Genomic DNA, 25,044 nt, shown 5'->3' with positions numbered 1-25,044 from the left:
TTGGGTGTCGCTTTCGCTTCGATTTGCAAACTGCCGCCGCCTGAAGCAAGTGCCAGGCGGCGGCGCGAGATCAATACTGGTACGTCAGCGACACGCGCACGCTGCGTCCCGGTTCCGTGTACCAATCCACCGTGCGCGGCAAGGCGAGCGAACCCGCCGTGGGCACATTGATGGCTTCCCAGTACTTCTTGTCGAACAGGTTGAACACGCCTGCCTGCACTTGCAGCCCCTTCACGGCGGCGGGCCGCCAATAACCCATCAAGTCCACCACACCATAGCCCGGCGCTTGAAAGTCGGCATTGGGCGCGGTGGCCGATGCGTCCGGGTATTCGACCTTGTCACGCTTGAGCGCGGTGGTCAGCATGGCGTCCACGCCCCACACATCCCGGCCGTAGCCCACGCCCAGAATGGCCTTCAGCGGCGCCACCGAATTCAGGTATCGCCCGGTGCCTTCATCCTTGCCCACGGCCCACGCCAGCGAACCCCAGGTGCGCCAACCCGGCGAGAACTTCCAGTGCGCGCTGGCCTCGGCGCCATAGATGCGCACCTTGGCGCGGTTGACGTTGCCCGTGATTCCCAGCGGATATTGCCCCGCCCAACCCGCCTGCCATTGCGGCGAATTGGGGTCCAGCGGCTGATTGCTATCGATGAAGTTCTGATAGCGGTTATCAAAGAACGATACCGCACCACCCAGCGCGTCAGACCCGATCTTGGCGCCCAGTTCCCAGCCCTTGCTGGTCTCGGGTTTCAGGTACGGATTGCCCACGCGCAGATAGGTGCCGGGGCCGCCGTAGTTGGTGTAAAGCTGGCTGGCGCTGGGCGCCTTGAAGCCGTAGGCGTACTGGGCATAGACGCTCAGTTCGTCCATCGCCTTCCACGTGGCCAGCAGCTTGGGCGAGAAGCGGCTGCCGCTGTTGGACGGCGGCAGCGCGCCCGCGTTGGGATTGCTGTCGTAGCTGTCGGTGGACTGCGGCTTTTGTTCGTAGTGGTCGTAGCGCAGGGCCGGCATGACGGTGTAGCGGCCGTCGGCAAAGCTGAACTCGTCTTGCACCCACAGCGCCCATTGGTCACCCTTGGACTGCGGCACGTCGGCCTGGTTGGTGTGCAGCATGTCGCAGGCACGCGGGCCGAATCGTGCGGGGAGGCCCGGGCGGATGGTCGGGCAATTGTCGTAGCCGCTGGAATTCTGCTCGGTCTTGTTGCCGTACCATTCGCCCCCCAGCGTCCACAGTTGCGACACGGACGTGCCGGCAAAGCGCTTGGTCAGTTCGCCGTTCACGCCGAACAGCGTCTGCTGGATGGAGTTGCTGCGCCCGTAGGGGCCGCTGGGAAAGCCGTAGCGGAACGGATCGCCGGGAATGATGCGGGCGCGCGAATCCACACTGCGCACGCCGTCCAGTGAATTGTCCAGCCGCACGCGCTGCCAGTAGACGATGGCGGTGGCCGTGTCGATCAGGCCACCCGCGTTGGGCGCCTGGTAGGAATAGTCGAACGACACGCGCTCGCGCTCGGTTTCTTTCTTGGTGCTGTTTTCGCCGTACAGGTAGCTGGTGCCCGCACCTTGCTCGTACATGTTGTCGATGTCGGCATTGCGCTTGAAGGTTTCGCCCGTCAGGCCGAAGCGGTGGCCGCCTTCCACGCGCTGTTGCAGCTTCAGCAGGAAGCTGCGCTGGTCGTAGTTTTCGGGGCTGGGTTCGCTGCGCTGCGGGCCGTAGCCGCCCACGTCGCCCCGGTTGTCCAGCGCGTGGCCGTTGCGCACGCCGGCCTGCACCAGCCAGAAGGTATTGCTGTGGATCTGCCCCGCCAGCGCCGCGTTGGCGCCCCAGCTTGAATCTGCGGAATCGTAGTCGGTCTTGGCCAGCGCGCCGAAGGTCTTGCCGTCGGTGAGCAGGTCGGACGGGTCCAGCGTGCGCAGGTCGGCAATGCCCGAGATGGCGCCGGAACCGCCGCCGGTGGCGTCCGCGCCGCGCACGATGTCCAGCCGCGACAGGCTGTTGAAGTCCACGGCTTCCAGGCCGCCCTTCACGCCACGCGCGCCGTCATCCAGCCATGGCAGCCGGATGCCGTCCACGCGGGTCAGCACGCGATCTTGGTCCAGGCCGCGAATGTTGATGCTGTTGGTGGTCCGGTTGAAGCTCACGCCGGCTTCGGCGCGCTTGCCCAGGTCGCTCCAGTTCTTGATCTGCAAGTCGTCCATGCGCTGGCGGTCGGTGCTGGTTTCCCAGGCGGGCGTGATCAATGCCCCCTCGCCTTCCACCTTGACGGGCGCCAGTTGCGTCACGCCGGCCTGCGGGGCGGCGCGCAGCACGAAGACGCCCACGCTACGTTCCTGCACGGCCAGGCCGCTGCCCTCCAGCAAGCGCGCGAAGCCGTCCGCCACGGAGTAGGTGCCTGACAGCCCCGGCGTGCGGCGCTGGCCCACCAGCGCGCCATCGAACAACACGGTCACGCCCGCGCTGTCGGCAAAACGCGGCAGCGCCTCGGCCAGCGTGCCCGCCGGAATGCGATAGCTGCGCGCGGCGCTGGCGCTGGCTTGCGTGGATTGCGTGGATTGCGCCTGGGCGGCGGCCAGCGGCAGCGTCGCGGCGGACACGGCGGCAAACGCCAAGGCGGCACGCACGGCGCAAGTCAGGTGAGTGACGCGATGCGCAGCCTGCGCGGGTCGGGAGCCGCTTGCGCGGCCGGCGGGAAGATAAGCCATGGTCGTCCTTTCGATCCAACGGGTATCGGCATTCGTTTGCCTATACAGACCATGACCCGCGTGATTTGGAAATCGGACAGCGCGCGCGCGGGTATTTTGTAACAGAGACTCATTCACGCTGAAGACGCGCGCGGACCGATGGTCACCCAATAGGGCGTGCGATAGCGCACCTGCACCGGCAGGGTCGCGGGCAAGGCGGCCAGCACGGCGTCGGTGTCGTTCAATTGGAAGGCGCCGGATATCCGCAGATGCGCCACATCGGGGTCGCAGCGCAACACGCCCGGGCGATATCGGCCCAGCTCCACGGCGAAGGCATCCAGACGCAACTGGCTGGCGTGCAGCACGCCGCGCATCCAGTCCGCGGCGTGCGGATCGGCGGGCGACGGGTCGGACACGCCGGCATCGCTCAGGCTGCCCTGCTGGCCCGCCGCCAGGTTCAGGATTTGCCCGCCCCGGCTGAGACGCACACGGCCTTCCTGCACGCTGACCTGGCATTGCACGCCGTCCTGCCGCACGCAAAAGCGCGACGGCGGGGCTTCGATATCGCCCAGGCGGGTGCGGACGACGAAGGGGCGCGGTTGGGCAAAGGGGGTTCCCATGGAATTGGCCCCGGGATATGCCCCGGCATCGGCCACGGAATTTGCCACTGAATTGCCCACTACGTCAGCCACAACATGCACCGCAATTTCGCCTGCGCGCAGCCGCAGCAGGCGGGTGGTGGCATCGAAGACCACGTCCACCGCGCTGGCGGTGTTCAGTTGCAGGGTGGACCCGTCGGCCAGCCCCACGTCGCGCCGCTCGCCGGCGCCGCTGCGGTAGTCGGCCGTCCAATTCATGGGGTCGGCGCGCCACGCCGCCCAGCCCACCGGCCCCGCCACCACCAGCGCCACCAAGGTCTTCAAGGCCGCGCGGCGCGATGACAGTGCGGGCCGGTTCAAGGTGGCCATGCCCAGCGCAGACGGGATCAATCCAAAACGTTCGTTGACCCGCTGCGCGCGCTGCCAGGCGTGTTCGTGTTCGGCCTTGCTGGCCCGCCATTGATCGCAAGCATGCACATCGGCATCCGTGGCGCGCCCCGAGCTCAAGCGCAGCAGCCAACGCGCGGCTTCGCGCGCCACATTGCGTTCGACGGCGGGCAGTTCGCCGCCCACGCCGTTCAACTCACCGCCATGATGCATTGCTCGAACCCTCGGGCGATATAGCGGTGCACGGTGCGCAGCGACACGTTGAGCCGCTGGGCGATTTCTCCATGGCTCAGGTCTTCCAACTGCGCCATCAGGAAAGCCTGGCGCGCGGGCAGCGATAGCCCTGCCAGCATTTCGTCAATTTCCTGCAGCGTTTCCAGAATGATCAGGCGCTGCTCGGCGGGCGGCGCAATCTGTTCCGGCATCAGCGCCAGCGCTTCCAGATAGGCGTTTTCGACCGAGCGGCGCCGATGATGATTCAGCAGCAGGCGCTTGGCGATGGTGGTGAGATAGGCGCGCGGTTCACGCAGCGCGTCCAGGTCGTAACGATGGCGCAGCACACGCACGAAAGTGTCCTGGGCCAGGTCGGCGGCGTCGAAGGTGTTGCCCAGCTTCGCGCGCAACCAATTTTGCAGCCACCCGTGGTGGCTGCGGTACAGACATTGGACGGTGTCGCCTGAAGCGAGCACAGGGTTCGGCACGACGGGCTCCCAGTACGCTAAAACACAAATAACAATCAATCTCATTCTAATTGCAAAACCAGGTTTCCGGTCAAGTCCAAGCGAAACACGGCGGCGGGGATATCATGCGGACAGACCGGCCGCGCCCCGCGGCCCCCTTACCGACCGAGCTGGCTCCATGATCTATAGCGTCTTGAAATTCATCCACGTGATCGCCGTGATCCTATGGGTGGGCGGCATGCTGTTCGCGCACTGTTTCCTGCGGCCGGCGGCCGCGCAGTTGGAACCCAAGACACGCCTGACGTTGATGGCCTCGGTGCTGCGGCCCTTTCTGAACGCGGTGCTGGTGGCGATCGTGCTGATCCTGCTGACGGGCGCATGGATGATCGGGCAGTCAGCCAGCCAGGCGGTGCAAAGCGGCGGCACGTTCTTCATGCCGCGCAGCTGGACGCTGATGGCCACAGGCGGGCTGGTGATGATGGCCATCTTCGGCCATATCCGATTCGCGTTGTACAAGCGCCTGGCGCTTGCGGTGGCCGCGTCGGACTGGCCCAAGGGCGGCCAGGCCATGACGGGCATGCGCCGCTGGGTGGGCGTGAACCTGGTGCTGGGCATCGCCGTGGTGGGTGTGGCGTTCCTGGCGTAGCCAGCCATCGGCCGGGCAGCGGCTGGTATCGGAATTCTTTCGTTTGGTGCAATACGCCGTACATCCGTGGCGGACACACTGGGCATGACTCTCGCGGGTCACGTCAACAACGATAAGGGATTCCCCATGATCAAACGCGCATTGCACCTGGCCGCCCTCGGCCTGTTCGCCACCTCGTTCGCTGCCCCGTTCGCCACCCACGCCGCCGACGCCATCGACAACAGCTCGCTGGACAAGCCCGAGTTCCGCAGCCACAAGGCCACTTACGGCGTGGTGTACCGCCTGCCGCAAGAGGTCAACGCCGTGCTGGACGCCAAGGTGAATGGCGCCTTGAAGCAGGACCTGCTGGCGCTGGGCCTGAAAACCGAGGCCGACACGCCCAACCTGCCGCACGTGACGGTGGTGCATATCCACAGCGCCGACCCCGCCACCCCCGCCCGCATGCTGAAAGCGCTGCCCAAGCCGCCCGCGCCCTTGCAGGTCACGCTGAAAACCTTCTACCCGACCGAAGCCGCCAAGGACGCGGGGCACCCGTGGTGGCTGGACCTGGGCGTGGTCAAGAGCGGCCAGGGTTTCGAAGACATGATGCGCTACAACACCGTGGCCACCGCCGCGCTGGCGCCCTTGCGCGACGGCCCCTTGCCGCGCGTGACCGGCCCCGTCTACGCCAAGATGAGCGACGCCGGCCGCGCGCTGGTCAAGACCATGGGCGTCAGCGGCGTCAACGTGATGCAAGACGGCAAGGAACTGCGCGCCCACAACCCGCACACCACGCTGGTCTACAGCATGGCGCGCTACGACACCCGCTTGCAGGACGCCATGAAGCAGGAATCCGCCAAGTTCAACGCGGTGCTGCCCGACGGCATCAACACCACGTTCAAGGACGTTTCCATTGTGGAAATCGGCTTTGCCGGCAACGTCGTGCGCGAGATCTATCGCGTCAGCCTGGAAAACGGCTCGGTGATTGACGTGGCCACTGGCAAGAAGATCGGCGCCTGAACGCAGTCAGGCCGGCGCAGGACGGGCCGGATCGGGTTGGGTTGGATTGGGTCGGCCACGGCATGGGCTGCTTTGGGCAAGGAACAGGCTGCCGACTGCTGCCATTCCGTGGCAGCATTACGCCATCCCCGTCACGCGCCCTTTCCCCATGTCCCGCACCGAACGACTTCTGGACCTGCTCCAGACCCTGCGCCGCCACCGCCTGCCCGTCAGCGGGCATCGGCTTGCCGCCGAAATGGGCGTCAGCCTGCGCACGCTGTACCGCGATATCGCGACGCTGCAATGCCAGGGCGCGGAAATCGAAGGCGAGCCGGGCGTGGGCTACGTGCTGCGCCCCGGCTTCATGCTGCCGCCGCTGATGTTCAGCACCGAAGAAATCGAGGCCTTGGTGCTGGGCACGCGCTGGGTGGCCGGGCGTTCGGACGAGCGCCTGGGCATGGCGGCGCGCAACGCGCTGGCCAAGATCGGCGCGGTGTTGCCGCAGGAACTGCGCGATGAATTGGACGCCATTCCGCTCTTGGTGGCGCCTAGCGCCATCGCGGTGGTGGACCGGGTGGACGTGGCGCAGATCCGCCAGGCGATACGCACGGAACACGCCCTGCACATCAGCTACCGCGACGACAAGGGGTCGGACTCCGACCGGGTGATATGGCCGTTTGCCCTGGGCTTTTTCGACAGCGTGCGCATCGTCATGGCCTGGTGCGAACTGCGGCAGGACTTCCGCCATTTCCGCACCGACCGCATCGCCACGCTGACCCCCGGCGAGCGCTATCCCCGCCGCCGCCACGTGCTGCTGAAAGAGTGGCGCGCCATCTCGCACGATACGCAGAATTGCTGAATGGCTGAGTTGCTGAATTGTTGATTTGGCGACGCACGCTACTGCCAAAAACTGACAGTACCCCTGCCTAAGATACGTGCATCCCTCACCCAGGAGCGCGTCATGCCTCGCACAAACCCCGCCGACACCAATCTCGTCATCTTCTACGTTGAAAAGCCGCAGACCAGCGCGGCGTTCTACAGCGCCCTGCTGCAACGTCCGCCCGTTGAAAGCTCGCCCACGTTTGCGCTCTTTGTGCTGGACTCTGGCTTGAAGCTGGGCCTGTGGTCGCGCTACACGGTGGAGCCAGCCGCGGCGGGCCGGGGCGGCGCGTCTGAACTGGCGTTCTGCGTGGCGGATGCCGACGCGCTCAACCAGCGCCACCTTGACTGGAGCCTGCACGGCCTGCCCATTCTGCAAGCGCCAACCAACATGGATTTCGGCCGCACCTTCGTGGCGCTGGACCCCGACGGTCACCGCCTGCGCGTGTTTGCGCCGGCACGCGAACCGGCCACGGTGGCGGAACCCGCCGACACCGTGGCCGCGCATGCCCTCTGATACCACGCAGGCGGCCGATCAGCCGCGCTGCTGGCGGGCCTGAAGCACAACGGCTTCGCCGCGCTTCTTGAACAGCACCCCGTAAAGCACAGCCAGGATCAGCAGGAACGGCACGCCGAACACCAGCGTCATCTGGAACACGTTGGTGAAATAGGTGGTGACCAAAATCGCCAGCATCGCCACCGCGCCCAGCAACGTCAGCACCGGAAAGCCGGGCATGCGGAACGACAGCGCGCCGCCGCCTTCGCGTGCCCAGCGGCGGCGGAAGAAGTAGTGCGTCACGAAGATCATCATCCAGGTGAACAGCGCGCCGAACATCGAGATGGCCATCATCAAGGTGAAGGCCGTGTCGGGGTACATCACCTTCAGCACCACGGCGATGGCGATGCCGCTGGTGGACAGCAGCAGCGCGTTCAGCGGCGTGCCGCTTTTGGTCAGGCGGCCGAACAATGACGGCGCATGGCCCGCGCGCGACAGGCTGAACATCATGCGCGTGGTGATGTAAAGCTGGCTGTTCATGGCCGACAAGGCCGCCACCAGCACGATGAAGTTGATGACGCCCGCCGCGCCCGGGATGTCCAGCGCCAGCATCACCTTCACGAAGGGGCTGCCTTCCTTGCCGGCTTCGTTCCAGGGCACGATCGCCAATATCAACGTCAAGGTCAGCAGGTAGAACACAACCAGCCGCACGATGGTGGCGCGAAACGCTTTCTTCACGGCGCGTTCGGGGTCTTCGGCCTCGCCCGCGGCCACCGCGATCATCTCGACACTGAGGTAGCTGAAGATCGAGATCACCACGGCAATCCACATGCCCCACAGCCCATTCGGAAAGAAGCCGCCGTGCGCCGTGTACTGCGCCACGCCGTACTGCGGGTTGCCCCACACGACATACGCGCCCAGGATGATGAAGGCCACGATGGCGGTGATCTTCACGGTAGAGAACCAGTATTCGATGGTGCCGAACGCCTTGACGCTCATCGCGTTCACCAGGATCAGCGCCCCCGAGAACACGCACACCCATAGCCAACCCGGCACATCCGGGAACCAGAAATGCATGTACTCGGCCACGGCGGTGACCTCGGTGCCCACCGCCAGCACCACGCAGGACCAGTACGCATAGCGCACCAGAAAGCCGGCCAGGGGGCCTATGTAGTGTTCGGCATAGGCGCCGAACGACCCCGAGGTGGAATGCGCCACCGTCATTTCCGCCAGGCAGCCCATCAGCAAGAGCGTGATCAGCCCGCCAATGGCATAGCTGAGGATGACGCTGGGCCCGGCGAAACCGATGGCGAATTTACTGCCCAGAAACAGGCCCGTGCCAATGGCCCCGCCGATGGCGATCATGCTCATCTGGCCCGAGGTCAAGCGCCGCTTGAGCCCCTGTTCGCGTTCGGCGATCTGGCCGAATCCTTGTGGTTTTTTCATTGTCTCCTCCTGTATTGCGCTCGCTTTATGGTTGTGATGCCGGTTCGGCCCAGCGAGGTTGGGCCACGCTCTCTGGCGTTCAGGTCACGCTTGAGCGTTGCTTGTATTGCGGCTTGTCCCAGGCGCGCGTGTCCAGCACGTCTTTCAGGATGTCCACGGCGTCCCAGACGTCGGCATGGCCGAAGTACAGCGGCGTCAGGCCAAAGCGCAGCACTTCGGGCTCGCGGTAATCGCCGATCAGGCCGCGCGCGATCAACGCCTGCATGACTTCGTAGCCATTGGGATGCAGGAAGCTCACGTGGCTGCCGCGTTCGGCGTGCGTGCGCGGCGTGACAAGCGTCAGCGGGTGGTCCGCGCAGCGTTCCTCGACCAGCTTGATGAACAGGTCGCCCAGCGCCAGCGACTTGGCGCGCACCTGCGCCATGTCGGCGGCTTGCGCCACGTCCAGCCCGCATTCCACCAGCGACAACGACACAATGGGCTGGGTGCCGCACAGGTAGCGGCGGATGCCGCCGGCCGGCTCGTAGGCCACGGCCATGTCGAACGGCCGCGTGTGGCCCCACCAGCCGGACAGCGGCTGCCAGAAGTCTTTCGTGTGGCGCGGGGCCACCCAGATGAAAGCCGGCGAGCCGGGGCCGCCGTTCAAGTACTTATAGGTGCAACCCACGGCGAAATCGGCGTTGGCGCCGTTCAGGTCCACGGGCACCGCGCCGGCCGCGTGCGCCAGATCCCAGATGGTGAGGGCACCACGCTCGTGCGCCAGCGCGGTCACCGAGGCCATGTCGTGCATCTGGCCGCTGCGATAGTTGACGTGCGACAGCAGCATGACGGCAACCGAGTCGTCCAGCGCCTTGTCCAGCGGCAGTTCGTCATCGATCAGGCGCATCTCGTAGCCCTGCTGGAGCAGGTCGATCATGCCCTGCACCATGTAGAGATCGGTCGGGAAGTTGTCGCGTTCGGACAGGATGACGCGGCGTGCCGGCTGCTGTTGCTGCTGGATGCGCAGCGCGGCGGCCAGCGCCTTGAAGATGTTCAGCGAGGTGGTGTCGGTAACCACCATTTCGCCGTCGCGCGCGCCCAGCAGGCTGCCCAGCTTGTTGCCCAGGCGCGCGGGCAATTCGAACCAGCCGGCCGTGTTCCAGCTACGGATCAGGTCGGTGCCCCATTCCTGCGTAATCACGCCGGCGGCGCGGGCGGCGGCGCCCTTGGGCATCACGCCCAAAGAATTGCCGTCCATGTAGAGCACGCCGGGCGGCAGCTCGAAGCGGTCTTTCAGGGGGGCCAGGGGGTCTTTCCGGTCTGCGGCGACGCAGTCTTCGCGGGTAGTCATGCGGTGCTCCTTCGGGCAATATGCTGCAAACAGGATAGCAGCGCCATGGGGCCTGAAAATTGCAAAACCAGGCGTGGCTTACCCTAGGATTCCGCATTCAATTGCGCCAGATTTCCATTATTCGAATTGGATTGCACCATGCATCTAGATGCCACCGACCACCGCATCCTGGTCCGCCTGCAAGAGAACAGCCAGATCAGCAACCAGGACCTGGCCGAGCAGGTGGCGCTGTCGCCATCGGCTTGCCTGCGTCGCGTGCGGGCGCTGGAAGAAGCCGGGTTCATCCGCAACTACCGGGCCGTGCTGGACGCCGAAAAGCTGGGGTTTGAACTGGAAGCCATCGTCCACGTATCGCTGGACCAGTCCCGCCCGGGATGGCACGAGGCCTTTCTGGCCGGCATCGCGGCGCACGACGAAATCACTGAAGCCAGCATCGTGACCGGCGCGTCGAATTACATCTTGTCGGTGCGCACCCGCAACCTGGCGGCGTTCTCGCAGTTTGTCGAAGACAAGCTGAGCAAGATCGCGGGGGTGCGCGATCTGTGTTCGCATATCGTCATGCGCAAAGTGAAAGACCGGGGCGGCATGCTGCCGCTGGCGGCGTGGCGCTAAGCCGCACCGAATCGTAAAAATCCGAATACCACGACGAAGTGGCAGGCCGAGCCCGCCATCACGAACAGATGCCAGATGCCGTGGGCATGCCGCCAGCGCTGGTCTTTCACATAGAACAGCGTGCCCACCGTGTACGCGGCCGCGCCCGCCAGTAACCAGGTCAGGCCCGCCGACGACAGAGCGCCCGCGATCGGGGCGGCGAATATCACCCCCAGCCACCCCATGGCCAGGTACAGCGGCAGGGCCGGCGCGGCACCGCGCGCCCACCACAGTTCACGGCTGATGCCGATGGCCGCCAGCAGCCATATCGCTACGCCCATGGCCGCGCTCCAGGCGTGGTCCACGGGCCCGAAGGCAAGCGGCGTGTAGGTGCCCGCAATCAACAGGTAGATGGCGCAGTGGTCGGCCTTGGCCCAGCGCGCCTTGTAACGGCCGCGCGTGCAGTGATACAGCACCGACGAGGCGTACACGGCAATCATCGACGCCGCGAACACGGCGCAACTGATGATCTGCCGCGTATCCACTTTCAGTTCCGCCGCGCGCGCGATCAGCGCGCCGGACGCGGCCACGGCCATCGCCAGACCCGCCAGATGCGTGGCGCCATTGAATCGTTCGCCTTCGTACATGTGTCCTCCCAGCGCGCCGGTGCCATGCCGGCCCCGGACATCATGTGCCCGCCGTGTGACAGCTTGAGGTCACCGGCGGGCCGCGCCCGAAGGTCAGGCGATGAAATCCACCGCGGCGGGAAAGCCTTCCACCGCGCGCGCCGCCAGGATGGCGCGCTGCACCGCGATGGCCATGGCTTCGGCCGCCATCACGCCCAGCAGCATGACGTTGCCCGGCTTGCCGGACGTGCCGGTGCCCAGCGCAAAAATGGTGTCGCCGTCCAGCATGGTGTGGATGGGGTTGATGCTGCGGGCCAGGCCATCGTGGGCCATGCCGGCGATTTTCTGCGCCTGCGCCTTGGTCAGCGTGGCGTCGGTGGCCACCACGCCGATGGTGGTGGCCGTGCCCGCGCGCATCGACCGGGGCAGGTCGCCGGCCAGGATGGCCGCGCGCGTATCCAGAAATTGCTTGCCGTCCGCCGTGCGCGCGCCAGCCAGGATGCGGCCGGTGGCGGGGTCCAGCACGTCGCCCACCGCGTTGACCGCCACGATGGCGCCCACCGTCACGCCCGCCACCGTCAGCGACGCGCTGCCGATGCCGCCCTTCATGGCGCGCTTCGGTCCATACAGTTTGCCCACGGTAGCGCCCGCGCCCGCCCCGACGTTGCCTTCTTCAGGCGCATCGGTCGACGCCGTTTTGCACGCCTGGTAGCCCGCTGCCGCGTCCGGGCGGATCGACGCATCCCCCACGCCCAGATCGAACAGAATGGCCGACGGCACGATGGGCACGTGCGCCACGCCCACGTCAAAGCCGATCTTTTTTTCTTCCAGGTAGCGCATCACGCCGCCGGCGGCGTCCAGCCCGAACGCGCTGCCGCCCGACAGGACGATGGCATGCACTTTTTCCACCATGTTGACGGGGTTGAGCAGGTCGGTTTCACGGGTGCCGGGCGCGGCGCCGCGCACATCCACGCCGCCAATCGCGCCCGCTTCGGCAATGATGACCGTGCAGCCGGTGGGGCGGCGCGTGTCGGTGTAATGCCCCACGCGCAGGCCCGCAACCTGGGTGATGCTGCCGCCCCCGGGCAGCAGCCGCGAGCCATTGGCTTGGGCGGGCATGCCGCCCGCCAATGCCGCCGCGCCCGCGGCGGCCGCCATGAAGGTCCGCCTGTTCCATTGCTGTTCCAAACCCATCTCCCTTTGCTTGCCGTTTACTTGAAGTTCACCTGCGATTTCGCTGTCTGCGCCCGAACCGCCTCATGCCGATCGGGAACTTGTTAATGACTGGAAGCTATATTTTTACTATTCCTTATGCTTTGTGGAAAAATAGGCGCGTTGCTAGAGTGCGGCTATGACGGGGGCCCCGTGCATCACGGTGCCCTTCAAAATGACACCGATCTTCCGGAGCATTGCCATGAAACTCTTACGCTCGTTGTTCATCGCCGGCCTGATCCAGGCCACCGCCCTGGGCGCCGCCCATGCCCAATCCGGGTTGGACCAGATCAAGTCCGCGGGCACCTTCAAGATTGGCACCGAAGGCACCTACGCCCCCTTCACCTTCCACGACGCATCGGGGCAGCTTACCGGGTTTGACGTAGAGATTGGGCGCGCCATTGCCGAACGCCTGGGCGTCAAAGCCCAATTCGTCGAAGGCAAATGGGACGGCCTCATTGCCGGCCTTGACGCCAAGCGCTATGACGCCGTGATCAATCAAGTGGGCATTACCGACGCGCGCAAACAAAAATACGACTTTTCTGATCCCTACATCTCGTCGGCCGCCGTGCTGATCGTGCGTGACGACAACACAAGCATCAAGTCGTTCGCCGACCTGAAGGGCAAGAAGTCGGCCAACACGCTGACCAGCAATTTCGGCAAGCTGGCGCAAAGCCACGGCGCGGAAGTGGTCGCGGTGCAGGGCTTTAACGAAGCCATCGACCTGCTGACTTCGGGCCGCGTGGAAGCCACGGTCAACGACAACCTGTCGTTCCTGGACTTCAAGAAGCAAAAGCCGAATGCCAAGGTGAAAATCGCCGCCACCGACAAGACCGCTGAATTCAGCAACTCGGGCGTGCTGATCCGCAAGGGCAACCCCGAACTGCAAGCCGCCATCAACAAGGCGCTGGCGGACATCAAGGCTGACGGCACCTACAAGACCATTTCGGTCAAATACTTCGGCACGGACTTGTCGGCGCAGTAAGCCGCGGACACGCACATGACGCTACCTACCTGGCTCCAGGCCGTCATCCCCGATTGGCTATTGGCGCAGATCGGGTCATGGACCGTGCCGGCCTGGGTGCAGTTGATGGCCGATTCGTTCTGGCCGCTGCTGCACGCGGGGCTGGTATTCACCGTGCCGCTGACCTTGATGTCGTTCGCGCTGGGCCTGGCGCTGGCGTTCGTGGTGGCGCTGATCCGGCTGTTCGGGCCGGCGCCGCTGGTGGCGCTGGTGCGATTCTATGTGTGGCTGATCCGGGGCACGCCGCTGCTGGTGCAGTTGTTCGTGATCTTCTACGGCCTGCCCAGCGTGGGCATCGTGCTGGATCCCTTGCCCGCCGCGCTGATCGGCTTCACGCTGAACGTGGGCGCCTACAACTCCGAAGTCATCCGGGGCGCCATCGAATCCATTACCAAGGGCCAATGGGAAGCCGCCTACTCGCTGAGCATGACGCGCGGCCAGGCGTTGCGCCGCACGATCCTGCCGCAAGCCGCCCGCGTGGCGGTGCCGCCGCTGTCGAACTCGTTCATTGCACTGGTCAAGGACACGTCGCTGGCGGCGGTGCTGACGGTGCCCGAGATTTTCCAGGCGGCGCAGCGCATCGCGGCGGTTACGTATGAACCGTTGATCCTCTATACCGAAGCCGCGCTGATCTACCTGGTGTTCAGTTCCGTGTTGTCCGCCGCGCAAGTGCGCCTGGAACGGCGCTTTGGCCAGCACGCGGTTTTTTCCGAGAAGACCCGATGATACGGCTGCAGAAAATCGAAAAGGCGTTTGGCGGCAATCCGGTGCTCAAGCAGGTGGACGTGAGCATCGCCGAAGGCAGCGTCACCGCGCTGATCGGCCCGTCCGGCAGCGGCAAGAGCACGCTGCTGCGCTGTGTGAACCTGCTGGAAGTACCTGACCGAGGCACGCTTGCCATCGGCCCGGAAACCATCGACTTCGAGCCCGGCAAGAAGCTGACGCGGGAACAGGTGCAGCGCGTGCGCAGGCAGACCGGCATGGTGTTCCAGAACTTTCAGTTGTTTCCGCACCAGACGGTGATCGGCAACGTCATGGAAGGCCTGCTGACCGTGCAGAAGTGGCCGCTGGACAGGGCTCGCGCGCGCGCGGAAGAATTGCTGAAGAAAGTGGGCATGTCCGAAAAGGCCGACGCCTGGCCCGCCAACCTGTCTGGCGGACAGCAACAGCGCGTGGCGATTGCGCGCGCGCTGGCACCGGCGCCGCGCGTGCTGCTGTGCGACGAACCCACGTCCGCGCTGGACCCCGGCCTGGCGGCCGAAGTGGTGGATGTGCTGCGCCAGTTGGCCACCGAAGGCATGACCATGCTGATGGCCACGCACGACCTGCGCCTGGCCGCCAGCGTATCGCGCGAGGTGGTGTTTATATTGGATGGCGTGGTGGTGGAAGCCGGAGAATCCCGCACGCTATTTTCCCGGCCAAAGGATCAACGGACGGCGGCGTTCATTTCAACGCTGACGCAAGATAATCCCTCGTAGGATGGGTGCAGCGCGAACGGCCCGGCCCAAGAACACCATTACCGTTCGCGCGAAACCCATCAACCGGCGGTGAACGATGAACCGCCCTTAAAAAAACCTGCGTGATGGCCGCGGTGGTGAAGAACACCATCGTTGCATGATGGGTTCGCGCGATTCATGATCGTGTTCCTGGCCACAGCCTGCCGCGCTGCACCCATCCTACCGGTAGGAGCAGCCGCTCGTCCGTCGTAGGATGGGTGCAGCGCGAACAACCCTGTCCAAGAACACCGTTGCCGTTCGCGCGAAACCCATCAACCGGCGGTGAACGATGAACCGCCCTTAAAAAAACCTGCGTGATGGCCGCGATGGTGAAGAACACCATCGTTGCATGATGGGTTCGCGCGATTCATGATCGTGTTCCTGGCCACAGCCTGCCGCGCTGCACCCATCCTACCGGTAGGATCAGCCGCTCGCCCGTCGTAGGATGGGTGCAGCGCGAACGACCCTGCCCAAGAACACCATTGCCGTTCGCGCGAAACCCATCAACCGGCGGTGAACGATGAACCGCCCTTAAAAAAACCTGCGTGATGGCCGCGATGGTGAAGAACACCATCGTTGCATGATGGGTTCGCGCGATTCATGATCGTGTTCCTGGCCACAGCCTGCCGCGCTGCACCCATCCTACCGGTAGGATCAGCCGCTCGTCCGTCGTAGGATGGGTGCAGCGCGAACAACCCTACGCAAGAACACCGTTGCCGTTCGCGCGAAACCCATCAAACGGCGGTGAACGTAGAACCACCCTGCAAAAAAACATGCGTGGTGGCCGCGATGGTGAAGAACACCATCGTTGCATGATGGGTTCGCGCGATTCATGATCGTGTTCCTGGCCACAGCCTGCCGCGCTGCACCCATCCTACCGGTAGGATCAGCCGCTCGTCCGTCGTAGCTGCACCCATCCTACCGTTCCCCGACCGCCCGCATCATCGTGGCGGCAAATTCCCTGCCGGATCAACCGCTTGGCCGTTGTAGCGCAGCTCGAAATACAGGCCTACCTGCTTGCTGTCGCTGTTGCCCATTTCGGCGATTTTCTGGCCTTGTTTTACGCTCTGGCCTTCTTTGACCAGCAGCTTGCGGTTGTGCGCGTAGATACTCAAAAAGCTTGCGTTGTGCTTGACGATCACCAGGTGGCCATAGCCGCGCAGGCCGCTGCCGGAATAGGCCACGGTGCCGCTGGCGGAGGCCACCACCGGCGTACCCGAGCTGTTGGAAATGACGATGCCGTTGGAGCCGCCGCCGTCATACCCGCGCGTGACCTTGCCTTGTGCCGGCCATACCAGCGAGATCGCTCCGGGTGGCGCCGTGCGGCGCTTGCCGGACGATGCGGATGCGCGCGACGAGCCGGCGGGTTTTGATGCCGACTTACTGGGCGTGGAGGTGCGGGCCTGTCCGGCGGGTGGTTCCACCCGCAGCATCTGCCCCACTTCGATCGTGTTCGAATTCGACAGGCGGTTCCAGCGCACCAGGTTGCTGACGGAGGTGCCCTGCTTGCGCGCGATCTGAGTCAGCGTGTCGCCCGACTGCACCCGGTAGTAGCCAGGCTGGACCTTGGTGGTGCCGCACGCCGACAAGAGCAAAGCCAGGACCACGATGCAGAGGCCAATCCATAAGCGCGCCCAGGTCCGCGTCGGACGGAACTGCGCCGTCGAGGACGTTGCAAGAACAGGCACGGACACGGTCGGGATGGACAGGGAAAGCACTGAAACTTGGGGCACAGAGATAGGCAATGGTTGGGGCTGAACGATCGGATAGGAACGAGCAAGAACGGCAAAAACCCGCTAGACACGCAGAAATCAACGTACGCGCGTTAAACAATAGCAAGCGCGAGCAAGCCGGTTGACAAGCGGGACAGCCAGCCGGCTAGCAAGAAGGGTACCAAGATTTTTGCGTGGCCGGTGCCGCGCCGGGCCATGCTGTGCACTGGGCCATGCTGTGCGCTGAGCCGTGCTGTGCGCCAGATCTTGCCGTGCCAAGCCGCGCCGGGCCGCGCTCCGGGCCACGCAGGCCCGCACCGAGCATCGACTAGAATGCCGCTATGTCCGAATTCACCCACCTCTTCCGCTTCAGGAGCGCCGTGCGCGCCCGGGGTGTGTTGTGGCTGGCGCTTTTGGCCTTGACCTTGCGAGCGCTGGTGCCTACCGGCTACATGCCGGATGCCAACGCGCTGCATGAAGGCCGGCTGGAAGTCACCTTCTGCTCGGCCGCCGGCGAATTGTCCACGCTGGATCTGGTGCTGGACAAGCGCACTCCGGGTGGGCCGACCTCGCACGATGCCGCCGAAACCGGCGCGCAATGTCCCTTCGGCTTGCTGGCGCATGTGGCGCCGGCACCCACCCCCACCGTCACCCCCATTCTGTTGCCCGTTGGCCGGCCCGCGCCGCCCGCCGCCACGTATCGCGCCCTGCCTCCACTGGCCGCCCACGGCCCGCCGCTGGGTTCGCGCGCCCCGCCCTTCTTGGCTTGACTCCGACTGAACGCGCGGCCCCGCCGCGCGCCTAGCCACACGTCAACCCAAGAGGTTTTCATGCGTTTCCCGCGCTCTATGTCATTGCGCGCGCCCGTTGGCGCCGCGCCTTCCCACGCGCCCGATCCCCGGCGCCGCCTGCTGTTGTCTTCCCTGGCCCTGCTGGCCCTGACCGGCTGCGGCCCCGACGCCCCCAAGCTCCATGGCATGGACTTGTCCGGCATGCCCACGGGCGATTTCCAATTGCAGGACAAAACCGGTCAAGCGCGCACCTTGGCCGACTACCGTGGCCACCCCATCCTGCTGTTCTTCGGCTTTACCCAATGCCCCGACATCTGCCCCACGGCGCTGACCCGCGCCCTGGAAATGAAGGATCTGCTGGGCGCCGATGCCGACAAGCTGCGCGTGCTGTTCATCACCGTCGACCCCGAGCGCGACACGCCGGAGATCCTCCGCGCCTACACCGAGGCCTTCGACCCCGGCTTCGTGGGCCTGCGCGGCACGGCGGAACAAACCCGCGCCGCTGCCCAGTCCTTCAAGGTGTTCTATCAGAAGGTTCCCACCGGCTCGTCCTACACCATGGACCACACCGCGCTCACCTACGTGATCGACGCCCAGGGCAAGTTGCGCCTGGCGCTGCGCCACGCGCAGACCGCCGCCGAATGCGTGGAAGACCTGCGCACCGTGCTGTAACGCCGCGCGCCGACTGCGCCCAGGGATCCCTATGGATGCCCTATCCCCATATCCCTACGAATCCCCAGATCCATATAAATACAGAGACCCCATCATGAAGAACTTCTCGCTGCGCACGTTTGCCACCGCCCTGTCCCTGTCCGTGCTGACAGGCTTTGCGTCCACTTCCCTCGCTGCCGACGCCACCATCAAGGTGGAAGACGCCTGGGTCCGCGCCACGGTTCCCAACCAGCACGCCACGGGGGTCTTCATGCGCCTGACCTCGCCGGACGCGGGCCGCCTGGTGGCCGTGGAATCCGATGCCGCCAAGCATGTGGAAGTCCACGAAATGGCGATGCAGGACAACGTCATGAAAATGCGCGAAGTGCCCGCCATCGACTTGCCCGCCGGCCAGGCCGTGGACCTGAAGCCGGGCGGCTACCACGTCATGCTGATCGACCTGGCCCGCCAGATCACCCCGGGCGAGCACGTGCAACTGACGCTGATCGTCGAAGACGTCAAGCAGCAACAGCACCGCGTGCCGGTAACAGCCGAAGCGCGCGCGCTCAACGCGAAGGCCGGCGCCGCGCCCGCAGCCGGCCACGGGCATGGCCACTGACGCGCTCTATATATAGAGGGCATTCAGCTAGACGAGGATAGTCGGCGGCAAAAATCGGGGACGCACACGGCCCCGCCCCGCCAGCGTGTCGCGCTGAATCGCCATACAATGCCTGCACGTCCACCGTCGGCGCCTGACCTCCAGGCCCGACGGCAGCCGGCCACTTGCGCCGCGCGCCGGATGCCTGCGTTCCGCGCCGCCGGGCGCTTGACCCGCCGGCGGGCCGCCGGCAACTCTGTGTCTGGATATGCCCGGTAGTTCCGCTTTTTCATTCCTGCGTACCCTTTGCAGCCTGCGCTGGCTCGCCATCGCCGGCCAAGCCGCCACCATTCTGCTCGCCAGCAGCGTGCTGGGCATTGCCCTGCCGCTTGAGCCTCTGTGGATCGGCGTGGGCGTGCTCATCGGCTTCAACGCCTACGCCAGCCTGCGGCTGCGCCATCCCCGCGACCTGTCCCACGCCACCGCCTTCGGCCATCTGTTGGTGGACATGGCCGCTTTGTCATGGATGATTGGCTGGAGCGGCGGCATCAGCAATCCGTTCGGCATGATGTTCCTGATCCTGACCGCGCTGGCGGCCCTGGCGCTGCCGCGCAATTGGGCGCTGGCGGCGGCGCTGGCCGGTATTTGCGGCTACGCGGCGGCGGGCATCTTCGGCCAGCCCTTGCGCGGCGATGTGGACACGCACACCCTGCTGCTGTGGGGCCTGGGCGCCAATTTCCTGATTTCGGTAGTCGTGGTGCTGGTGTTTTCCACCCGCCTGGCCTCTGACCTGCGCGCCCGCGAGCGCGAACTGGCCCGCCTGCGCGAACGCTTCACCCGCAACGAAGGCATCGTTGCGCTGGCCACCCACGCCGCCGCGATGGCGCATGAACTGAACACCCCGCTGGCCACCATGACCTTGCTGGCCGACGAGATCGCCGCCGAGGTCAAGGACGAAGACCTGCGCGAAGATGTGTCCACCCTGAGCCAACTGCTGGCCCTGTGCCGGGAACGCATTCGCAATCTGGCGGTCCCAACCGCCGTGGACCTGGTTCGTGTGGTGGGCCAGTGGCGCTTGATCCGGCCAACGATCGACCTGCAACGCTCGGGCGCCTTGCCCCCCAGTCTGCGGGTGGATCCGGCGATCGCCCACTTGTTGCAGGCGCTGTTGAACAACGCGGCGGACGCCGGCGAAGCCGCCGAGACGCTGCGCGTGGACCTGCATCTGGAATACGGCTATGGCGCCTTGCGCGGTGAAGTGCGGGACTACGGGCGGGGCTTCGACCCTGACCAGACCCTGCTGCCCGTGACCAGCCTGTTCAACAGCGGCAAGCCGGGCGGGCTGGGCGTGGGCCTGGCGCTGTCGCATGCCACCGTGGAACAGCTAGGCGGCGAAATGACCATGACCGCCGCCGTTGGGGGAGGCACCCGCATCCGCTTTTACCTGCCCCTGGGCAACCCCGGAACTTGATTGTGATGAACCCTACCGACCTTGGCCTGCTGATCGACGACGACGAACTGTATGTGCGCACCTTGCAGCGCAGCCTGTCGCGTCGCGGCCTGGAAACCCGAACCGCCACGGGCATCGCCGAAGCGCTGCGCGTGGCCGAGGAAATTCGTCCGGCGTTTGCCCTGGTGGACCTGCGCCTGGGCGAAGACTCCGGCCTGACGCTGATCCGCCCCTTGCGCGCCCTGCGCGCGGACATGCGGATCCTGCTGGTCACCGGCTACGCCAGCGTGGCCACAGCCGTCGAGGCCATCAAGCGCGGGGCGGACGACTACCTGCCCAAGCCCGCCACCGCGCCGATGATCCTGCGCACGCTGGGTTTGGTGAAGCCAGAATCCGTTACCATCGAAACGACCATGACGCCGTTGCACCGCCTAGAATGGGAGCACATTCATCAGGCCCTGCACGAAACCGGCGGCAATGTTTCGGCGGCGGCGCGCCTCTTGGGCATGCATCGGCGCTCGTTACAGCGCAAGCTGGCCAAGAAACCGGGGCCGGAACGCGAAGTGATCGTCGACTGATTTGTGCGGGTGCGACACATCTTTACAACACCCCATTGTGCAGGTGCGACATAACGTCGCACCCCCTGCATCTCCTCCGGGGCAACTGCCCCCCTAGGAAAACCCTGAATCTGCCCCGCTGGGGGCTGATTCCTTCCAGGCAATGCGACCATGTGTCGCATGCTTGACGGATATCAAGCCGATAGGATGGACGTTGCTGCTTGGCAGCATTTCGCCCCGCTGCTACGCAGCATTTCCAACCCTCCATCCAAGGCTGTACGTGAAACACCCCCTCCTTGCGACCCTAACGCGCATTTTTGGCGTCGGCGCGGTCATGCTGCTTGGCGGCTGCAACATGGAAATTCTCTCGCCCAAGGGAGATATTGGCGCCCAGGAAAAGACTTTGCTGTTCACGGCGACGGGGCTGATGCTCATCGTTGTGATTCCAGTACTGTTCATGATCGTGGCGTTTGCGTGGAAATATCGCGCATCCAATACCAAAGCTGACTACCAGCCCAAGTGGGCCCATTCCACGGCGATTGAAGTCGTGGTCTGGACCGTTCCTTGTATCATCGTGGCGATTCTTGCCGTGATCACCTGGCGCTCCACGCACGCGCTGGATCCCTACAAGCCGCTCGTTTCCGAACACAAGCCCGTCACCATCGAGGTGGTGTCGCTGGATTGGAAGTGGCTGTTCATCTACCCCGAATACGACATCGCCACGGTCAACGAGATCGCGTTCCCCGTGGACGTTCCGGTCAACTTCCGGATCACGTCGGCCTCGGTCATGAATTCGTTCTTCATTCCGCAACTGGGTAGCCAGATCTACTCGATGGCCGGCATGGAAACGAAGTTGCACCTGAATGCGCGCGAAGCCGGCACCTACGCCGGCATCTCGGCCAACTACAGCGGCGCCGGTTTCTCCGGCATGCGCTTCAAGGCCATCGCGATGCCGCAAGAAGGGTTCGACAACTGGGTCAAGGAAGCCAAGGCTTCGCCCACGGCCCTGACCCCCGAGGTTTATGCCGAGCTGACCAAGCGCAGCGAACGCAACCCGGTCGTCAAGTATTCGTCGGCGCCTCCCGCCATGTTTGATTTCGTCTTGGGCAGCACGATGTCCAAGATGGCCGGTGTGGACTCCGCCACGTGCACGTCCACGTCGAACAATCTGATCGCAGGAATTAACTAACAATGCTCGGGAAACTCACCCTCGAGGCCATTCCGTACCATGAACCTATCGTCATGGTTACGCTGGCCGCCGTGTGCCTGGGAGGCCTAGCGGTCTTCGGCGCCATCACCTACTTCGGCAAGTGGAAGTACCTTTGGACGGAATGGTTGACCTCCGTCGACCACAAGCGCATCGGCGTGATGTACATCATCGTCGCGCTGATCATGCTGTTGCGCGGCTTTGCCGACGCCATCATGATGCGCACCCAGTTGGCGGTGGCTTCCGCCGACTCCGCCGGCTTCCTGCCACCGCACCACTACGACCAGATCTTCACCGCCCACGGCGTCATCATGATTTTCTTCATGGCGATGCCCTTCATTACCGGGCTGATGAACATCGTGGTGCCGCTGCAGATCGGCGCCCGCGACGTGGCCTACCCGTTCCTGAACTCGCTGAGCTTCTGGCTGTTCGGCGCCGGCGTCGCGCTGATGATGATCTCGCTGTTCGTGGGCGAATTCGCCGCGACCGGCTGGCTCGCCTATCCGCCGTTGTCTGGGCTGGATTACAGCCCAAGCGTCGGGGTGGACTACTACATCTGGGCGCTCCAGATATCCGGGTTGGGCACAACGCTTAGCGGCATCAACTTCATTGTGACCATCCTGCGCATGCGCGCACCGGGCATGAGCCTGATGAAGATGCCGATTTTCACGTGGACCTCGCTGGTTACCAACGTGCTGATCGTCGCCGCCTTCCCCGTCCTGGCCGCAACGCTTGCGCTGTTGACCATGGACCGCTACCTGGGCACGCACTTCTTCACGAACGACATGGGCGGCAACGTCATGATGTACGTGAACCTGATCTGGATCTGGGGTCACCCCGAGGTCTACATCCTGGTGCTCCCGGCGTTCGGCGTGTATTCGGAAGTGGTTGCCACCTTTGCCCGCAAGACGCTGTTCGGCTACAAGTCCATGGTTTACGCCACGGCCGCCATCGGCGTGCTGTCGTTCCTGGTCTGGCTGCACCACTTCTTCACGATGGGTGCGGGGGCCAACGTCAATGCCTTCTTCGGCATTGCAACGATGATTATCTCGATCCCGACGGGCGCGAAGATTTTCAACTGGCTGTTCACCATCTACCGCGGCCGCCTGCGCATCACGACGCCGGTGCTGTGGACGCTGGGCTTCATGATCGTCTTCGTCATCGGCGGCATGACCGGCGTGATGCTGGCCATCCCCGGCGTGTCCTTCGTGCTGCACAACAGCTTGTTCCTGATCGCTCACTTCCACAACACCATCATCGGTGGCGTGGTGTTCGGTTGTATCGCGGGCATGACGTACTGGTTCCCGAAGGCATTCGGCTTCACGCTGAATGAACGCCTGGGCCGCTACTCGTTCTACTGCTGGTTCGTTGGTTTCTTCATGGCCTTCATGCCCCTGTACATCCTGGGCTTCAAGGGCATGACGCGTCGCCTGAACCACTACGACAACCCCGAATGGCAGCCCTACCTGCTGGTTGCGCTGGCTGGCGCCGCGCTGATCATGCTGGGCATCTGGTTCCTGCTGCAGCAAGTGTTCGTGTCGGTTCGCCAACGCAAGCAAAACCAGGACGTCACCGGCGATCCCTGGGATGGCCGCACCCTGGAATGGTCGATTTCGTCGCCGGCTCCTTTCTACAACTTCGCCCACGTTCCTCACGTTGATGAGCTGGACCAGTTCTGGGAAGACAAGCAGAACGGCAAGGCCTACAAGCGCCCGGCCAAGTACGAAGACATCCACATGCCGCGTAACACCGGCGCCGGCGTCTACATCGGTCTGTTCGGCCTGATCATGTGCTTTGCGCTGATCTGGCACATCTGGTGGCTCGCCGCCGCCGGTTTCGTCGGCATGATCGGTGCGTTCATCGCCCGTGCCTACGACCGCGACGTCGATTACTGGGTCCCGGCCGCGGAAGTCGAACGCATCGAAAACGCTCACTTTGACAAAATGCAGAAGGCCGCCTGAGCCATGATTCAAGCCGTAGCCACTCACCCCCACGCGGGTCACGACGATCACGCGCATCACGACGATGGATCCAAGACCGTTTTCGGTTTCTGGGTCTATCTGATGAGCGACTTGCTGATCTTTTCGGTGCTGTTCGCCACGTTCGCGGTGTTGTCCAACGCCACCGCGGGCGGCCCCACGGGCAAGGAACTGTTCGACCTGAAGTTCGTGCTGGTCGAAACGCTGTTGCTGTTGTTCTCCAGCTTCACCTTCGGCATGGCCAACCTGAACGTGCACGCCAACAACAAGTCCCGCGCGATGGGCTGGTTGATGGTCACGTTCCTGTTCGGCGCGGGCTTTATCGCGATGGAAGTCTGGGAATTCCATCACCTGATCACTGAAGGCGCCGGCCCGGGCCGCAGTGCTTACCTGTCGGCGTTCTTCACGCTGATCGGCACGCACGGCCTGCACGTCACCTTCGGCCTGATCTGGATCATCGTCATGCTCGACATGATCCGCCGCCATGGCCTGGACTCGATCAACAAGCGTCGTCTGGCGTGCCTGAGCCTGTTCTGGCACTTCCTGGACATCGTCTGGATCTGCGTCTTCACCTTCGTCTATCTCTTGGGAGCCCTCTGATGTCGCACTCCGCTGCGGCCGCACACGGCCACGACGATCACGCTGCCGACCACGGCAGCCTGAAGTCCTACATCATCGGTTTCGTGCTCTCGCTGCTGCTCACCTTCGGCTCTTTCGGCCTGGTGATGCACGGCGCGCTGTCGCACACCATCACCATCGTCGGCGTCGTTGCCCTGTGCGTGCTCCAGTTGCTGGTGCAACTGGTGTATTTCCTGCACATGGGCGCGTCGAAGTCGGCGCGCGACAACCTCGCCGCGTTCGTCTTCACCGTAATGATCATCGCCATCATCGTGGGCGGGTCGGCATGGGTGCTGTACAACATGAACGTCAACATGGGCCACGCCATGTAATGACGGCTTGCCGCCGGCGCGGTTAGCCGGTGTCAACGCAAAAAAACAGGCGCCTTCGGGCGCCTGTTTTGTTTTGGAG

The 25,044-nt window shown here is 64.5% G+C and carries 25 protein-coding genes; 17 read left to right on the top strand and 8 right to left on the bottom strand.

What is annotated here, in order from left to right:
* Positions 1–70 precede the first annotated feature (70 nt).
* The 3 genes from CVS48_RS12560 to CVS48_RS12550 form a co-directional block, all read right to left on the bottom strand.
* Entirely contained in the window at positions 71–2,701 is a 2,631-nt protein-coding gene (locus tag CVS48_RS12560) for a TonB-dependent receptor (RefSeq protein WP_100854744.1), read from the bottom strand.
* 113 nt (positions 2,702–2,814) lie between these two features.
* Entirely contained in the window at positions 2,815–3,879 is a 1,065-nt protein-coding gene (locus CVS48_RS12555) for a FecR domain-containing protein (RefSeq protein ID WP_100854743.1), read from the bottom strand.
* Positions 3,858–4,367 (bottom strand): sigma-70 family RNA polymerase sigma factor, encoded by a 510-nt coding sequence (locus tag CVS48_RS12550; protein ID WP_100857629.1) that lies wholly within the window; start codon positions 4,365–4,367, stop codon positions 3,858–3,860. Before CVS48_RS12550 ends, CVS48_RS12555 begins: the two co-directional genes overlap by 22 nt.
* Before the next feature lie 157 nt (positions 4,368–4,524).
* Here CVS48_RS12550 and CVS48_RS12545 point away from each other — a divergent pair, with 157 nt between their 5' ends.
* The 4 genes from CVS48_RS12545 (at position 4,525) to CVS48_RS12530 (ending at position 7,366) form a co-directional block, all read left to right on the top strand.
* Complete coding sequence (locus tag CVS48_RS12545; protein WP_100854742.1) at positions 4,525–4,992, top strand: CopD family protein; 468 nt, start codon at positions 4,525–4,527, stop codon at positions 4,990–4,992.
* A gap of 126 nt (positions 4,993–5,118) precedes the next feature.
* Entirely contained in the window at positions 5,119–5,991 is an 873-nt protein-coding gene (locus CVS48_RS12540; RefSeq protein WP_100854741.1) for a hypothetical protein, read from the top strand.
* 148 nt (positions 5,992–6,139) lie between these two features.
* The gene (locus tag CVS48_RS12535) at positions 6,140–6,829 is read left to right on the top strand and encodes a helix-turn-helix transcriptional regulator (RefSeq protein WP_100854740.1); all 690 of its coding nucleotides are present in this window, start codon (positions 6,140–6,142) and stop codon (positions 6,827–6,829) included.
* A gap of 102 nt (positions 6,830–6,931) precedes the next feature.
* Positions 6,932–7,366, top strand: a complete 435-nt coding sequence (locus CVS48_RS12530) for a VOC family protein (RefSeq protein ID WP_100854739.1) — start codon at positions 6,932–6,934, stop codon at positions 7,364–7,366.
* An 18-nt stretch (positions 7,367–7,384) separates the two neighbouring features.
* On the opposite strand, the gene CVS48_RS12525 is transcribed toward CVS48_RS12530, so the two are convergent.
* Both CVS48_RS12525 and kynU read right to left on the bottom strand, forming a co-directional pair.
* Positions 7,385–8,791, bottom strand: a complete 1,407-nt coding sequence (locus tag CVS48_RS12525) for an amino acid permease (RefSeq protein WP_100854738.1) — start codon at positions 8,789–8,791, stop codon at positions 7,385–7,387.
* Between the two features lie 79 nt (positions 8,792–8,870).
* Positions 8,871–10,121, bottom strand: a complete 1,251-nt coding sequence (gene kynU / locus CVS48_RS12520) for a kynureninase (RefSeq protein WP_100854737.1) — start codon at positions 10,119–10,121, stop codon at positions 8,871–8,873.
* A gap of 138 nt (positions 10,122–10,259) precedes the next feature.
* Between kynU and CVS48_RS12515 the strand changes: the two genes are divergently transcribed.
* The gene (locus CVS48_RS12515) at positions 10,260–10,733 is read left to right on the top strand and encodes an Lrp/AsnC family transcriptional regulator (RefSeq protein WP_100854736.1); all 474 of its coding nucleotides are present in this window, start codon (positions 10,260–10,262) and stop codon (positions 10,731–10,733) included.
* Here CVS48_RS12515 and trhA read toward each other — a convergent pair.
* Entirely contained in the window at positions 10,730–11,359 is a 630-nt protein-coding gene (trhA, locus tag CVS48_RS12510; RefSeq protein WP_100854735.1) for a PAQR family membrane homeostasis protein TrhA, read from the bottom strand. The genes CVS48_RS12515 and trhA overlap by 4 nt on opposite strands.
* Positions 11,360–11,452: 93 nt before the next feature.
* Positions 11,453–12,496, bottom strand: a complete 1,044-nt coding sequence (locus CVS48_RS12505; protein WP_100857628.1) for a P1 family peptidase — start codon at positions 12,494–12,496, stop codon at positions 11,453–11,455.
* A 256-nt stretch (positions 12,497–12,752) separates the two neighbouring features.
* Here CVS48_RS12505 and CVS48_RS12500 point away from each other — a divergent pair, with 256 nt between their 5' ends.
* The 3 genes from CVS48_RS12500 (at position 12,753) to CVS48_RS12490 (ending at position 15,052) form a co-directional block, all read left to right on the top strand.
* The gene (locus tag CVS48_RS12500) at positions 12,753–13,535 is read left to right on the top strand and encodes an amino acid ABC transporter substrate-binding protein (RefSeq protein ID WP_100857627.1); all 783 of its coding nucleotides are present in this window, start codon (positions 12,753–12,755) and stop codon (positions 13,533–13,535) included.
* 84 nt (positions 13,536–13,619) lie between these two features.
* Entirely contained in the window at positions 13,620–14,300 is a 681-nt protein-coding gene (locus CVS48_RS12495; RefSeq protein WP_039884473.1) for an ABC transporter permease subunit, read from the top strand.
* A complete protein-coding gene (locus CVS48_RS12490; protein ID WP_100854734.1) occupies positions 14,297–15,052 on the top strand; it encodes an amino acid ABC transporter ATP-binding protein in 756 nt (251 codons plus the stop codon). The genes CVS48_RS12495 and CVS48_RS12490 overlap by 4 nt, the downstream gene beginning before the upstream one ends.
* 959 nt (positions 15,053–16,011) lie before the next feature.
* On the opposite strand, the gene CVS48_RS12485 is transcribed toward CVS48_RS12490, so the two are convergent.
* Positions 16,012–16,692 (bottom strand): peptidoglycan DD-metalloendopeptidase family protein, encoded by a 681-nt coding sequence (locus CVS48_RS12485; protein WP_100857626.1) that lies wholly within the window; start codon positions 16,690–16,692, stop codon positions 16,012–16,014.
* A 431-nt stretch (positions 16,693–17,123) separates the two neighbouring features.
* Here CVS48_RS12485 and CVS48_RS12480 point away from each other — a divergent pair, with 431 nt between their 5' ends.
* The 9 genes from CVS48_RS12480 (at position 17,124) to cyoD (ending at position 24,965) form a co-directional block, all read left to right on the top strand.
* A complete protein-coding gene (locus CVS48_RS12480) occupies positions 17,124–17,552 on the top strand; it encodes a DUF2946 family protein (protein WP_100854733.1) in 429 nt (142 codons plus the stop codon).
* Between the two features lie 60 nt (positions 17,553–17,612).
* Positions 17,613–18,245, top strand: a complete 633-nt coding sequence (locus tag CVS48_RS12475; protein ID WP_100854732.1) for an SCO family protein — start codon at positions 17,613–17,615, stop codon at positions 18,243–18,245.
* A 94-nt stretch (positions 18,246–18,339) separates the two neighbouring features.
* The gene (locus tag CVS48_RS12470; RefSeq protein WP_100854731.1) at positions 18,340–18,843 is read left to right on the top strand and encodes a copper chaperone PCu(A)C; all 504 of its coding nucleotides are present in this window, start codon (positions 18,340–18,342) and stop codon (positions 18,841–18,843) included.
* A gap of 247 nt (positions 18,844–19,090) precedes the next feature.
* A complete protein-coding gene (locus CVS48_RS12465) occupies positions 19,091–20,293 on the top strand; it encodes an ATP-binding protein (protein ID WP_100854730.1) in 1,203 nt (400 codons plus the stop codon).
* A 5-nt stretch (positions 20,294–20,298) separates the two neighbouring features.
* Positions 20,299–20,850 (top strand): response regulator transcription factor, encoded by a 552-nt coding sequence (locus CVS48_RS12460; RefSeq protein ID WP_100854729.1) that lies wholly within the window; start codon positions 20,299–20,301, stop codon positions 20,848–20,850.
* 259 nt (positions 20,851–21,109) lie between these two features.
* Positions 21,110–22,018: a ubiquinol oxidase subunit II gene (gene cyoA, locus CVS48_RS12455; RefSeq protein WP_054422651.1), complete on the top strand. Its 909-nt coding sequence runs from the start codon at positions 21,110–21,112 to the stop codon at positions 22,016–22,018.
* Positions 22,019–22,020: 2 nt separating this feature from the next.
* On the top strand, positions 22,021–23,997 hold the full coding sequence (gene cyoB / locus CVS48_RS12450; protein ID WP_100854728.1) for a cytochrome o ubiquinol oxidase subunit I: 1,977 nt from the start codon (positions 22,021–22,023) through the stop codon (positions 23,995–23,997).
* Positions 23,998–24,000: 3 nt separating this feature from the next.
* A complete protein-coding gene (gene cyoC, locus CVS48_RS12445) occupies positions 24,001–24,615 on the top strand; it encodes a cytochrome o ubiquinol oxidase subunit III (RefSeq protein WP_100854727.1) in 615 nt (204 codons plus the stop codon).
* Complete coding sequence (cyoD, locus tag CVS48_RS12440) at positions 24,615–24,965, top strand: cytochrome o ubiquinol oxidase subunit IV (protein ID WP_046805162.1); 351 nt, start codon at positions 24,615–24,617, stop codon at positions 24,963–24,965. Before cyoC ends, cyoD begins: the two co-directional genes overlap by 1 nt.
* Positions 24,966–25,044: the final 79 nt, after the last annotated feature.

This window comes from Achromobacter spanius (genome assembly GCF_002812705.1).
In the GTDB taxonomy this organism is placed as follows: domain Bacteria; phylum Pseudomonadota; class Gammaproteobacteria; order Burkholderiales; family Burkholderiaceae_B; genus Achromobacter; species Achromobacter spanius.
This window is presented reverse-complemented; position numbering and strand designations above follow the sequence as displayed.

What these genes read in the sequence shown, in the direction of transcription:
- CVS48_RS12560 (WP_100854744.1), bottom strand. Translation starts at nt 2,701, where the DNA reads ATGGCTTATCTTCCCGCCGGCCGCGCAAGCGGCTCCCGACCCGCGCAG.
- CVS48_RS12555 (WP_100854743.1), bottom strand. Translation starts at nt 3,879, where the DNA reads ATGCATCATGGCGGTGAGTTGAACGGCGTGGGCGGCGAACTGCCCGCC.
- CVS48_RS12545 (WP_100854742.1), top strand. Translation starts at nt 4,525, where the DNA reads ATGATCTATAGCGTCTTGAAATTCATCCACGTGATCGCCGTGATCCTA.
- CVS48_RS12540 (WP_100854741.1), top strand. Translation starts at nt 5,119, where the DNA reads ATGATCAAACGCGCATTGCACCTGGCCGCCCTCGGCCTGTTCGCCACC.
- CVS48_RS12535 (WP_100854740.1), top strand. Translation starts at nt 6,140, where the DNA reads ATGTCCCGCACCGAACGACTTCTGGACCTGCTCCAGACCCTGCGCCGC.
- CVS48_RS12530 (WP_100854739.1), top strand. Translation starts at nt 6,932, where the DNA reads ATGCCTCGCACAAACCCCGCCGACACCAATCTCGTCATCTTCTACGTT.
- CVS48_RS12525 (WP_100854738.1), bottom strand. Translation starts at nt 8,791, where the DNA reads ATGAAAAAACCACAAGGATTCGGCCAGATCGCCGAACGCGAACAGGGG.
- kynU (WP_100854737.1), bottom strand. Translation starts at nt 10,121, where the DNA reads ATGACTACCCGCGAAGACTGCGTCGCCGCAGACCGGAAAGACCCCCTG.
- CVS48_RS12515 (WP_100854736.1), top strand. Translation starts at nt 10,260, where the DNA reads ATGCATCTAGATGCCACCGACCACCGCATCCTGGTCCGCCTGCAAGAG.
- trhA (WP_100854735.1), bottom strand. Translation starts at nt 11,359, where the DNA reads ATGTACGAAGGCGAACGATTCAATGGCGCCACGCATCTGGCGGGTCTG.
- CVS48_RS12505 (WP_100857628.1), bottom strand. Translation starts at nt 12,496, where the DNA reads ATGGCGGCCGCCGCGGGCGCGGCGGCATTGGCGGGCGGCATGCCCGCC.
- CVS48_RS12500 (WP_100857627.1), top strand. Translation starts at nt 12,753, where the DNA reads ATGAAACTCTTACGCTCGTTGTTCATCGCCGGCCTGATCCAGGCCACC.
- CVS48_RS12490 (WP_100854734.1), top strand. Translation starts at nt 14,297, where the DNA reads ATGATACGGCTGCAGAAAATCGAAAAGGCGTTTGGCGGCAATCCGGTG.
- CVS48_RS12480 (WP_100854733.1), top strand. Translation starts at nt 17,124, where the DNA reads ATGTCCGAATTCACCCACCTCTTCCGCTTCAGGAGCGCCGTGCGCGCC.
- CVS48_RS12475 (WP_100854732.1), top strand. Translation starts at nt 17,613, where the DNA reads ATGCGTTTCCCGCGCTCTATGTCATTGCGCGCGCCCGTTGGCGCCGCG.
- CVS48_RS12470 (WP_100854731.1), top strand. Translation starts at nt 18,340, where the DNA reads ATGAAGAACTTCTCGCTGCGCACGTTTGCCACCGCCCTGTCCCTGTCC.
- CVS48_RS12465 (WP_100854730.1), top strand. Translation starts at nt 19,091, where the DNA reads ATGCCCGGTAGTTCCGCTTTTTCATTCCTGCGTACCCTTTGCAGCCTG.
- CVS48_RS12460 (WP_100854729.1), top strand. Translation starts at nt 20,299, where the DNA reads ATGAACCCTACCGACCTTGGCCTGCTGATCGACGACGACGAACTGTAT.
- cyoB (WP_100854728.1), top strand. Translation starts at nt 22,021, where the DNA reads ATGCTCGGGAAACTCACCCTCGAGGCCATTCCGTACCATGAACCTATC.
- cyoC (WP_100854727.1), top strand. Translation starts at nt 24,001, where the DNA reads ATGATTCAAGCCGTAGCCACTCACCCCCACGCGGGTCACGACGATCAC.
- cyoD (WP_046805162.1), top strand. Translation starts at nt 24,615, where the DNA reads ATGTCGCACTCCGCTGCGGCCGCACACGGCCACGACGATCACGCTGCC.